The 11,526-nt window shown below is 71.3% G+C and carries 10 protein-coding genes; 1 reads left to right on the plus strand and 9 read right to left on the minus strand.

Annotated features, from left to right (window positions below):
• Window positions 1-9: 9 nt before the first annotated feature.
• The 9 genes from OU416_RS10020 to OU416_RS10060 are packed head-to-tail and all read right to left on the minus strand — an operon-like array spanning window position 10 to window position 10,312.
• Window positions 10-615, minus strand: a complete 606-nt coding sequence (locus tag OU416_RS10020) for a hypothetical protein (protein WP_270926599.1) — start codon at window positions 613-615, stop codon at window positions 10-12.
• Window positions 612-2,483, minus strand: a complete 1,872-nt coding sequence (locus OU416_RS10025; protein ID WP_270926600.1) for a type IV secretory system conjugative DNA transfer family protein — start codon at window positions 2,481-2,483, stop codon at window positions 612-614. Before OU416_RS10025 ends, OU416_RS10020 begins: the two co-directional genes overlap by 4 nt.
• A complete protein-coding gene (locus tag OU416_RS10030; RefSeq protein ID WP_270926601.1) occupies window positions 2,480-3,610 on the minus strand; it encodes a C40 family peptidase in 1,131 nt (376 codons plus the stop codon). Before OU416_RS10030 ends, OU416_RS10025 begins: the two co-directional genes overlap by 4 nt.
• Window positions 3,607-5,130 carry an ATP-binding protein gene (locus OU416_RS10035; protein ID WP_270926602.1) on the minus strand — a complete coding sequence of 508 codons (1,524 nt, stop codon included), beginning with the start codon at window positions 5,128-5,130 and terminating at the stop codon, window positions 3,607-3,609. The genes OU416_RS10030 and OU416_RS10035 overlap by 4 nt, the downstream gene beginning before the upstream one ends.
• Window positions 5,127-6,632, minus strand: coding sequence for an SCO6880 family protein (locus OU416_RS10040; RefSeq protein ID WP_270926603.1), 1,506 nt, complete (start codon window positions 6,630-6,632; stop codon window positions 5,127-5,129). The genes OU416_RS10035 and OU416_RS10040 overlap by 4 nt, the downstream gene beginning before the upstream one ends.
• Window positions 6,629-7,996 carry a hypothetical protein gene (locus OU416_RS10045; RefSeq protein WP_270926604.1) on the minus strand — a complete coding sequence of 456 codons (1,368 nt, stop codon included), beginning with the start codon at window positions 7,994-7,996 and terminating at the stop codon, window positions 6,629-6,631. Before OU416_RS10045 ends, OU416_RS10040 begins: the two co-directional genes overlap by 4 nt.
• Before the next feature lies 1 nt (window position 7,997).
• On the minus strand, window positions 7,998-8,813 hold the full coding sequence (locus tag OU416_RS10050) for a hypothetical protein (protein ID WP_270926605.1): 816 nt from the start codon (window positions 8,811-8,813) through the stop codon (window positions 7,998-8,000).
• Window positions 8,814-8,816: 3 nt separating this feature from the next.
• Window positions 8,817-9,122 (minus strand): hypothetical protein, encoded by a 306-nt coding sequence (locus tag OU416_RS10055; RefSeq protein WP_270926606.1) that lies wholly within the window; start codon window positions 9,120-9,122, stop codon window positions 8,817-8,819.
• Entirely contained in the window at window positions 9,119-10,312 is a 1,194-nt protein-coding gene (locus tag OU416_RS10060) for a hypothetical protein (protein WP_270926607.1), read from the minus strand. The genes OU416_RS10055 and OU416_RS10060 overlap by 4 nt, the downstream gene beginning before the upstream one ends.
• Before the next feature lie 791 nt (window positions 10,313-11,103).
• Between OU416_RS10060 and OU416_RS10065 the strand changes: the two genes are divergently transcribed.
• Window positions 11,104-11,502 (plus strand): helix-turn-helix transcriptional regulator, encoded by a 399-nt coding sequence (locus OU416_RS10065; protein ID WP_270926608.1) that lies wholly within the window; start codon window positions 11,104-11,106, stop codon window positions 11,500-11,502.
• The last annotated feature ends 24 nt before the right edge of the window (window positions 11,503-11,526 follow it).

The raw sequence follows: 11,526 nt of genomic DNA on the forward strand, positions 1-11,526 counted from the left end.
CCTTTCTCGCTACGTGCTGGGTGGGGTGAAGCGGTCGGGGCGTGGGGGCGCGCCGGTGTCGCGGTGTCGGCCGTCGAGGCAGTGGGGGTGCACCCAGTCCAGGAGCCGGGTGGTGAAGCGCGGGCGCCAGGCGTCGTGCCAGTACTGGGCGTCGCGGACGTTGGCCGACCGGCCGATGTTGGCTGCGCGCCAGCTGTAGGCCAGGGTGCCGATTTCCATCGGCAGGCCTTCGTGGTCGCGCCAGCAGCTGGGGATCGGCTTGGCGGGTCCTCCGGCCACGCCAACGTAGGTGAGGTTGTACCAGGCCACGAAGTTCTCAATGGTCCACAGTGGAGTGTGGTTGTCTGTGTGGTGGAGGCGGTCTTCGGCGGCCGCGGGCGGGCTGAACATCACCCACGGCGCCGGGCGGTCGTGTTCCTTGGCGCCCGTGCGCTCGCTGTCGCCGTCGCTGCTGCCGGGGTGGCCGTTTTCGACGGCCTCGAGGCGGGCCCGCAGCTTGTTGACCTTGCTGGCCAGCGCTCCGACGACTTCGGTGAGCGCGCTGATCTGCCGTTCCAGCTCGTTCTCGTGCTGGTCACCGCGGCGGGGCGTGGGGGTGATGTCCTCGTCGCTCACAGCGGCGTCACCTCCGGGTAAGCCGGGTCTGCCAGGGCGTAGCCGTCCGCGGAGACCGGGATCTCGCCGGTGCGCACCGTCTGGGCGTCGGCCTGCAGCTGCTTCCAGTCGGGCCGCTGCTTGACGTCGACGGTGCGGGCGAGGATCGGGTTGAGATGGCGGTGGAAGACCAGGACGCGGCCGCGGTCGACTTTGCGGACCGCGCCGGGCCGGTAGGTCGGGACGCTCTCCAGACCGACGGAGGTGCGGCCGAGCCCGAGGAACCCGTCAGACTGCTGCTGGAAGCGCCGCCGCTCGTGGTGGTCGGCGATCGTGGAGATCCACTCCAGGAGCTTGGGGTCCTTCATGCCGCCCCAGAGCGTCAGGGTGGTGGTGTTGTCCAGCAGCTGGCGGCGCCCGGTCTCGCCGTAGAGGTCGTCCAGGTGCGCCATCGACTGGGCGGCCCAGTGGATGATCACCCCGCGTCCGGCCGAGTCGGCCAGGATGTCGGGCAGCCGCGGCAGCGGCGTGGCGTCGAAGAGCTCGTCGAGGTCGTTGGTCGCCGGCGGGTCCAGGCGCCGTGCCGGCTGTGCCAGCGCCATCTCCTGTTCGGTGGTGACGATGTCCTCGACCAGCGCGGTCAGCACCGGCCGTACCTGGGCGGCCTGGTGCTTGCCGGCGATGAGGAACAGCGATCCCCGCGCACGGACGAAGCGGTGCGCGTCGAACTCCTCCCCTGGTTTCGGTGAGCACAGCTCCCGGAAGTTCGGGTCCAGCCAGGGCTCGATCACCCGCCGCACCGACAACCACACCGCGTCGGAGGTTTCGGCGACCATGCCGATCTCCGCACGAAGGTTGTCGGCAAGCTCCCGGAATCCGTGCTGGTGCAGCAGCTCGACCGGCTCCTGGTCCGGGGGCTTGGTGATCGACCAGGCGACGAGATCACCGATGCCGCGGCGGGCGTGGGCGGCGGCCAGCAGGTAGGACTGGATGACCGTCTTGGCGCGCTCGCGGAAGACCTTGTCGTTGCCGCCGGTGTTCTCCAGGCCCACCGCCGCGGCGTCGACCAGCGTTTCGGCGCGGCGCCGGGCGACGGTGAAGTCGGTGCAGCCGGGGATCGGCGAGGGCCGCACCTTCGCCGGCCAGCGCACTTCCCCGGTGGCGTCGAAGACTAGTACGGGCCCGGCTTTCGGGCGGCGGGTGCGGGCCAGGGCCGCGAATTCCACCAGGTCTGGTTTGGTGGTGGAGCACACCAGGGCGCCGGGCGCGGCCAGCGCCTTGTGCACCAGGTCCTGGCGGGACTTGCCGGACTGGGTCGGGGCGAACGCGCCGGTGGGGTTCTCCAGCGGTGTGCACATGGGCTTCCCGTGCGGGCTGCGGTGCAGGGGCGCGGCGACTTCCTCCAGCGGCGCCTTCCGGCGCTCGCGCGGGCTCATGCTGGGCCGGGTCCATTCGGCGGTGCGCCGCGCGGCCTCCAGCGACAACTCGCGGCGGATGTCCTCGCGGGAGGCGTGACCGGGATCCACCGGCCCGTACCGGCGCCACACGCGGCGCCCCACCAGCACCGCCACGAGCACGGCCACGGCGATGATCGCCGTGGTGACCGTCCAGTACAGACCCGGCTCGCCTGCCAGCACCGGTGCCCACGGGATACCGAGCTCGGCGGCCGGGTCCTGCGGGTTGCCCAGCACGGAGAGCACGGCCGACAGCCAGGTGTCGACGGCGGGCAGCTGCCACGGGCCACCGGCCAGCACGGTGGCCGAGGCGACGCCGAGCATGAGCGCGGCGGCCAGCACCGTCAGCGCGGCCAGCACCGCGCCCACCATCCCCATGAGCACGAGGTCACGGTCACCGGCCGGAGAAACGCGGCGCGCACGGTTTGGGCTCATGACTGCCTCCGCAGTGGATCGGCGGGCGGTGGTGGTGCGGGTTCGGCGACCCGGCGGATGGCCACGACTTCCGGCGCCCACGCATCGAGGCGCTCCAGGATCACGCCGGTGGATTCGTCGTAGGCGTTGACGATCAGGCCGTGCCCGGCGTACATGCCTACGTGCCGCGGATTGCTGGGTGAGCCGCCAATGGACGGCGAGCCGGGGATGAACACCAGGTCGCCGGGCTGGAGCTCGCCGATTCCGGGGACGGCGCGGCCGTCGTTCTTCTGCGTGGTGGTGCCGGCTGAGATCGCAACCCCGGCGTGGGCCCACGCGGCCTGCATCAGCCCCGAGCAGTCGAAGGCGTTGGGTCCCTTGGCGCCCCACACGTACGGGGCGCCAAGCTTGCTCAGCGCGAAGGACACCGCGGCGCGCTGCCGGGGATCGGCCGGCAGCTGGTAGCCGGGCGGCAGTTTCTGCGAGTCCAGCGGGATGTTCGAGCCACCCTGGTCCGGGCAGCCCAGCGCGGCCTCGAAAGAGGCTTGTTGCGCCGGATCACCACCGCCGCCGGCTGGGGGCAGCGGGTTGTCCGGTCCCTGCCAGAACTTCTCCATCAACTCACCGGCTGGAGGTTCCTGCGGCCCGTAGCGCTCGGGGAACGCGCTGCGCTGCACCTTCTGCGCGGCCACGCCGGGCGGCATGCGGTGCCAGCCCTCCAGGTCCACGAGGTGGTCCAGGAACTTCCCGGTCGCGTAGCCGGGGTTGGTGACCTGCTCGGGCGTGCCCCAGCCCATCGACGGGCGCTGCTGGAAGAGGCCGAGGCTGTCGCGGTCGCCGTGGTGGACGTTGATCAGCCGCGATTCGACGATCGCGGTGGAGATCGCGATCACCGCGGCCCGCTGCGGCAGCCGGCGCTGCTGGACCACCGAGGTGATGGTCTGGGCGTTGGTCATCTGCTCGGCGTTCCATCGCTGGTCGCCGACCTGCTGCGTGCCGCCTCCGGGCCCGCCGTCACCACCGCAACCCCCGACGACCAGGCTCAGTCCGCTGGTGACCACCAGCAGGACGGCCGTGATCAGCGCCGCGGGCATGAGCACCGCGCCGGCCAGCGAGATCACCAGCAGCGGCCAGATCCTGCCGTTCATGACGGCCTACCTGGTTCGGTGCGCGCCCGGAGCTGGGCGTTGGTGTCGAAGGTGCGCAGCTCCGTCGGAGAGAGCACCGTCTGGATCTTCAGGCCCGAGTTGTTCTCGATCTTCCACAGCGCGCGGCCGGGGCGTTCCATGCACCAACCGGTGGTGACCTGCCCTTCCTTCTCCGAGAGCGCGAAGTCGGCGGAGAGTTCCCCGCCGACCCGGGTGGACTGTCCGAACAGGATCCTCGTGGAGCACAGGGCGAGGAGGTCCTTGGCGATGGCGACCTCTTGGGACCCGGCGCTGCCCACCGACAGGAAGTCCGAGGGTTTGTGGCCGACGAGGATCTGGATCTTCTTCTCCGCCCGGGACAACCGCAGGTCGGAGTCCACGGCCTGCACCGCTTTGGGGCCCAGCCGCATCTGCCGCCACACCTCGTCGCGCACGACTACGCGGATCTCCCCGTCGTCCTGCAAGTCGGTGATCATCGACGACCAGGAGCCCAGGCAGGTCAGCGCCACCGCCACGGCCTGATCGCCGCGGCTGCGCAGCAGCGAGAGGTCCATGCTCTGGATCGGGGCGGACCAGTCCAGCTCGAAGTTGGTGGGCTCGTCGAACAGCCCGGCCAGCGGGCCGGAGATGAGGTTGGCCAGCGCGTCGGTGATCGGCCGCAGGGTGTCGAGGAACTGGCGGCGGTCGGCGAAGCGGGTGTCGGCCCACAGCTGCGGGCTGGGGTCGGCGAGCTCGCGCTGCACGTCGGGGATGGTCACCGGCCGAAGCCGGGTTCCGGCGGCGTCGACGCCGACCAGGCGCCGCAGCACCTGGGAGAGCACGGCCTCGTCGGTGACGGTGGGCGCGTAGCCCTGCGCTTCGGCCAGCGCGGTCAGCAGTTTGACCCACCGGCCCAGCACCCCGTCGAGTTCTTCGCGCTGCTGGTCGGCCGACCAGGAATCCCAGCGTGCGGCCAGCGGCCCCAGATCCAAGGCGTTCAGGCGCGCCGCCGAGCCGCGGCCCAGCGCGATCGGGGTGATGCCCAACGCCCGCATCAGCGGGCTGTACTCCCCTTTCACATCGCCGGAGACCAAGGTGCGGACGCCGAAGAGCATCATGCGCAGCAGAAACGCAACGACGGTGGAGCTCTTGCCGCGTCCCGGCTCACCGAAGATCACCATGTTCGGGTTGGCACACATCGAGCGCAGCACCCACTCCACGGGATGGGCGTAGAACGCCCCGCCGGAGTGCACGTCGTAGCCGATGCGGGCGCCGACGGCCGGGACGTGGTTGGAGGCCAGCAGCGGAAACAGTCCGCCGATCTCGGAGGTGGCGGCCTGGTAGACCGCCAGCGGCGCTTCCACCGGGGCCCATCCCAGCCCGGGGCGGGCGCGGCCGCGCCGCGGTGCGATCGGCCGGTTCACCCGCTGCCGGGAGCGCTCGCGGCGCCGCCGTGGTGGTTGCGGGATCGGTCGCCGGGCCGGTGGCGCACCGAAGTCGGTGAGCAGCTGCTCGGCGGTGCGTTCGGGTGTGCGTGTCACAGCAGACCACCTCGCGTGCGGGGAAGGCCAATGCCCACCGGCAGGCACGCGGCGACGAAGGCGCTGTCCTGCGCCAGGTCCAGGCGCAGCAGCCGGAACCGTCCGGCCACAGCGCTTTCCAGCCGGGCGGCGTGGTCCTCGACCTGCCAGCTCGCGGGCACGGTCACCGCCGCCACCGCGGCGAAGCGGACGATGGAGTGCCCCCAGGTCACCGCCCGTTCCTGCGCCTTCGCTCCGGAGGCCTCGCGCTCGTCGGAGGCGCTGGCCGAGAACCCCTTGCTGGCCTTGTAGTCGCGCAGGACACCGGCGCGGAATCGGTAGTTCTGCACCGTGCGGGAGGCCCGGCGGGCGTCCATGACCTCGTAGTGCACGGCCAGGCTGCGCCGTTCACCTGCGGTCTTGACCGCCAGCAGCGGGGACAGCGAGCCGAAGACCGTGCCGGCTTCGGGCATGAGCACCGAGTAGGACACCGTGGAATAGGCGTCGTGGTCGTAGCGGCGTGCCGGCGGTGACGGTGCCTGGGTGGGCCCGGCCGCGGCCTTGGGCAGCCCGTGAGCCTCCGTGGTGAGCCGCTCGGTGCTCAGTACCGCCGAGGCCGCCGGGTTGAACGCCGTGCGGATCGCCTCGGCCAGCTCGGAACCGGACAGCCAGTGCACGCCTTCAGCACCGATGGCCTTGAGCTGGTCCTCCAGGCCATCCAAGACCCGGTAGAGCACCCGAGCCCGGCCATCGACCCCGCCGCCGGCGGCGGCCGCGGGTTTGCGCAGCGCGTCCTCGGTGCCGGTCACCGTCACGAACACCTCGTGGTGCACGCTGACCGAGCCGATCGAGCGATCCAGCTCGACCGCGGCGCGGCGCGCGAGATCTGGGGCGTCGGCGACCTCGTGCTGGCTGCGCCACACCTCGTAGGCGCTGCCGTCGTCGGGCACGGTGCGCACCAGCAGCGACATGCGGTCGATGACGTCACGGTGCCCGATCGACAGCAGCAGGTTGCCCAGCCGCGAGGCCAGGCGTTCGCACTGATCGTCGGAGAGCATGCCCACGCCACCGTGGGTCAGCCGGGCGGTCGCGCCCCACCGGCCCTCGGCGGTGTCGTGGATCAGCGCGATCCGCCCGCGGTCTTTGAACACCGGACCGTCCGGGAAGGACACCCGCTGCAGCACACCGGGCAGATCCGGCTCGTCGGGGTCCACCGGTATTCCGGAGGCCGCTTTGGACTGCCATTGCGACCAGCGGGTCGCGGCGCCGAGCTGGTGGAGCACCAGGTGGAACAGCCATCGCACCGCCGGGCGTCCCCGCACCGGCACCACCACCAGGCAGGCGATCAGCCCGCAGACGGTGGCCAGCATCAGCGCCCGCAGGAACTGCCCGGCCGAGACCGCCAGCAGCACCGGCACCGCCAGCGCCAGGCACGTCATCGCCTGCCACGGGGTCAACCCCAGGATCCAGCCCGCGTTCTCCCTGCGCGCCAGTCCTCGATAGATCCGAACGTTGCTGCTCACAAGACCACCGCCGCTTCCGTTTCTGGGGCGGGGCCTCCGCCGCCACCGCCGCCCTTGGGACCGCCGCCGCCCCCGCGGGGGCCGCCGCCTTGGTTCGGGTCGTTGCCTCCGCCGCCACCGCCGTGGTCGGGTGGCTCGGGCGGTTCGGTGTCGTCATCCCCGCCGCCGTCATCGGGCCCGGAGTCGGGATCGCCATTGCCGTGACCGCCGTCGCCACCGCCACCGCCACCGGTGTCGGTGTCGGGGTCGGAGCCGAACTGGGCTCGCCACGCGTCAAATCGCCCGCGCCAGCTCGGTTTGCCTTTATTGGCGAACCAGTTCGCCCAGTAGTCGTCGTCCCCATCCCCGCCCCCATCGGAGCCGGAGCCGGATCCACCGGAGGCCTGGTCGAAGCGGGCGGTGTTGGCGTCCTCCTGCGCGTCCCCACCGCCATCACCGCCGCCGAAGGTGGACCGGGCAGCCTGGAACGCCGGGCTCCCACCGCCGTAGGAGTCGACTCCGACCGAGGACAGCGCGTCGCGGAAGGCCGCGCCGGCATCGGAATTGGGATCGACGAAGGCCAGCAACCGGAACAGCACGAACGGCACGAACAGCGCGATGATCAGGACGCCGATCCCGGCCAGCAGGCCGGACAGCCCCTGAGATCCGCCGGCGATGGCGACCCCGAGCACCAGCGTCATCCCCAGCACCGGCTTCATAAAGACCAGCGCCACGATCCAGCGAACCGCGGTCCAGTACCAGCCTTTGGTGACGTTGGCCAGCAGCCCGGCCGCCGTGACGGGGATGGTGCCCACCAGAACGTAGATCGCGGCCTCGCGGAACAGCATCTCCAGCACGTAGCCGATCGAGGCCGGAATCACCCCGACGATCGCGCACAGCCCGAGCACGACCGCCTTGATGCCGTCCACCGCGCCGTCGCCGAAGCTGGTGTGCTCCAGCGCGTCGGTGAAGTTCGACGACTGCAGGCCGTAGGTGAGGATGCCGTTGGTCAGCCCATCGCTGGCCGCCAGCAACGCGGCGACCACCCCGACGGTCACCGCCAGCGCGATGCCGTACTGCACCGGGCCGCCGACCAGCCGCATGAATCCGCGGCCGCCGCGCAGGTTGGTCACGGTCAGCTGCCAGAAGAACAGCCCGAGCGCCAGCGTGCCGGAGATCCACAGCATCATCGGCCACAGCACGCCGACCGGCCCGTCGCGGGTGTCCACTGTGAACACAGAGAACTCGTCGACGAGCTTGAACACCTCCCGCAGGATCCACAGGGCGGCATCCCAGATCGCCTGCATCGCCGAGTCGAACGCGCCGACCACCAGCTCCTTGAGCTTGTCGCCGATCGAACCGCCGATATCGTCGAAAGGCCACATGTCAGCTCCTCAGCACCCGGTAGCCGGCATTGACCGCGTCCGCGCTGCCCGGCCAGGCGCTGGGAGCCGCGGCCGCCATCGGGCCCGGCGAAATCCGCCACTGCTCACCGACCCGGCGCAGCGCCTGGCAGTCACCGACCCCGGCGGTGATGGTCTGGCCGCGGTAGTCCACGCTCAGCTGCCCGAGCACGCAGGCCACGACGTAGTAGCCGCGATCGGTGGTGCCCTTGACCTGGCCGTGCGTGACCTCGTAGGTCACCGTCAGATCCGGGACGGTGCCGGTCGGGTCGAGCCCGGCGCTGCTGCGCATGGACCGCAGCAGCGAATACAGCCCGGTGCTCTCCGCCGGTGGGGCGCCGGCCAGCGCCAGCGAGCGGTAACCGCGGGCGTAGGTGGCGGGATCTCCGCCGCGCATCGCGGCCTCGTTGAGCGCCTTGAGCTGGGCCAGCGCGCCTTCGGTGGTGGCCGGGAATCCGCCCGGGATCCACCGGCCCGTGATGTGCTGAGGTTCGGGGAGCATGATCGGCTCCCCGGCCTGCTCGGTGGTCAGCGACTGCGGTTGGGCCGCCTGGGGCGGCAGGGCCGTCATGGGGCGTGTGGCCAGCTCGTGTTCGGCGGCCAGGTCCCACCCGTAGGAGGGGGCAGGCCGTGGCCGCGGCACCGGAGCGGGCTCAGGGGCAGAAGGCCGGGTGAGGAAGTGCGAGGCCACCAACGCGGTGGTCAACGCCAGAATCACGACGGTCGTCAGCACGATCACCGACAGGCGCATCCGGGCCCGGCGGCGGTGCTGGTGCTGGTCGGTCACGGGCGCGGCCATGGCTCAGGCCACCCCGGCGAAGTGCGAGACCAGCTGGTGGGCCAGGCCGTAGAACAGTCCGCCGAAGATGGCGCACAGCATCATGATCACGCCGATCTTCCCGGCCCGGTGGTGATCGACCCATCGTCCGCCTACCCACACCGTCAGGCCGACGAAGAACCCGATCATCAGCGCGATGGCGGCGCCCCACTTGACGTTGCCGAGGACGCTGGTGATCTTGTCCGAGCCGGGCGGCGCGATCGGGGCGGGATTGGGGATCTCTCCCTGCGCCAGAAGCATCAGGGCGGTGTCCGCGAAGTGCTGCATCATCGTCCGGTTCCCTTCACGCGTCGGGACAAGCTGGGAAGTCGCCTGGTCGCGGCCGCGGGCAGCAGTTCCCAGCGGCGCAGCAAGGGGGTGATCGCCTCGCGCAGGCGGGGCGGGGTGGCCTCGGCGGTGACGCCGAAGGCGGCGATGGCCGGGTCGAACGGCAGGAACAGCGCGTCCTCCAGCAGCGCGCTCACGCGACGCCCGGCGCCGCCGGAGACACCGGCGGGCCAGCGCTTGGCGCCGACGACCACCAGCTGGGCGGGGGCGGTCAGCCCGCCGTGGCCGGCCCAGGCCTCCAGCCGGGCCAGGGCCTGTTCGGCGTGCAGCAGGCTCGGGCGGCTGGCCCGGCACACCAGCACCGGGCGCGGGGCCGGTGTCCCCTCGCGCAGCCACGCTCCGGCGCCGGCCAGCGGGTGCGCGCCGAGCCGCCAGGCGTCGTGGCTGAGATCGACCACGGTGGCCTGCACCGTGGTGGCCGAGGGTTTGAAGAACCGCGGCGGCGGGACCATGCCCGGCGCGAGCACCGGAAGATCGGACTCCACCCGCGCCAGCACCGCCTGCGCGCGCCAGGAGAACCGCACCCGCACCGCGGGATGCGGCCCGGCCAGCGCGGGCCCGTCCGAGCGGGCAGCCGCCGCCAGCCCGGAGCGCACCGGGTCGGCCGTGTCGACCATGAGCACCCGCAGGCCACCGGCGATCTGCATCGCATCAGCCAGCACCGCGCTCACCAGCGACGCCCCATCCCCCGGCGAGGCGGCCAGCACCGGGATCACCACGCCGAACCCGGACCAGTCCACCCCCGCCTCGACTTCGGCAGCCAGACCTTGCCGCTGCACCGCCGCCGCGGCGTTGCCCGTCGCCCCGGCGGTACGCAGCCCGGCCTGCGCGGCGGTGAGCCGACCGGCTTCCACCGCGGCGACCACGTCCGACCAGGGCAGCTCGCCCCACTGCCGTCGGGCGGCAGTGGCCAGCTCGTGGTCGTCGTGCTCGATCCCCTCCGGCTCGACCGGAGCCGGGCTGGGCTGCCAGGCCATCGCCGGCTGCGCGGGACGCTGCTGTTCAGGAGCGGAGGAGGCGCGCGGCCACTGGCTGGCGGCGACCGTGGCCGCGCGCCCCTGCTCCGGGAGCGGCGACGGGGGCGCGCCCGTCGCCGGTGGACTCGAGGGCACCGTGCTCGTCGCGGTCGGCACGGCGGATGCTGAAGGGCCGGGCACCACTGGCAGTAGCCCGGTGACGGTGGCATCAGCAACCCAGGCTGGGGCGTGAAACTCGTTGTGTCCCAAAGTGTTCTGATCTGGTTCGGTCATGATGTCGGCTCCCTTTCCGGCTTGTTGGCGGGCCGGACGAAGGCGCGTTGGTCCACGGCCGTGGGCGTGCACCGGCCCACGGCGCGAGGCATTGCGCGAATGGCAGAGCAGCCGCGACGAAGGCGTGCGGCACCGCGGCCAGTGCCCGAAGGGACGCTGAACAGCAGGAATCACGACGCATTCACCCCATGGGCGGGGTGTGCCGGCGGGCCGCGGCGGAGCGGAAGAGGGAGCTCCGCGAAAATCGGAGCGGCTGCCCGTATAGGACTTGTGGCTCGTGTGGGTCGTGGCCGCGAGGCTGCGGTCGACGGGCGCGAGCTAGGCGCAGCGGGTGCGCGGCTGGTTCATTGGCACCTCCCGCGTGGGAGCTGGATCAGCTCCCACGCTGAATATCCGCCGAGGTAACGGGGAGTCGGCATCACCGACTCGAGGTGATCGGAAAGCCAGCATCAACAAGCTGGGGATCCGGTCGCGACGGGGATTCCCGACGCCGTCCGCTTGCGCAAGGCAGGTCAACTCCCCCGAGCGACCGATGCCTCATCGCTCCCTGTCCGGTATTCTTGACAAGGCACTCACGAACGTAAGACACTTCAGGACAAGTGTCAACTTTTCCGGACTGCTAGGGCAGCCTGTTGGGCATAAACGACACACCGTCGAGTGAGAAGGTGGGGACAGTGACCGAGGAAGCACGGGGCGAGGACTTCGCCGCCAAGCTTCGGCGACTGTTTGCCAGTGTTAAACGCGAGGACGGCGGCGAGTTCAGCAAGCCGGAGGTCGCCCAGGCAGTCGGCGTTTCGCGCGGCTACCTCTACGATCTGCTCAACGGCAAGAACAAGCCCAGCCACGAGCTGGCCGTTGCCCTCGCCGACTTCTTCAGGGTCGAGATCGAGTACTTCTCAGATACCGACAAGGGCCGTGAGCTCAACCGCCAGTACGAGCTGCTGGCGCAGCTCGGAGAGCAGAACGTGCGGAAGCTGGCAGCCCGCGCCAGCCAGCTCTCTCCGGAAAAGCTGCGCACGGTGCTGGAGTTCATCGACTTCCAGGCCAGCAAGGACGATCCCTCGTCCGAGTGAGCCGCGTGGACTCGGCTCCACAGG

It is taken from the genome of Saccharopolyspora indica, assembly GCF_027853965.1.
Classification (GTDB): domain Bacteria; phylum Actinomycetota; class Actinomycetes; order Mycobacteriales; family Pseudonocardiaceae; genus Saccharopolyspora; species Saccharopolyspora indica.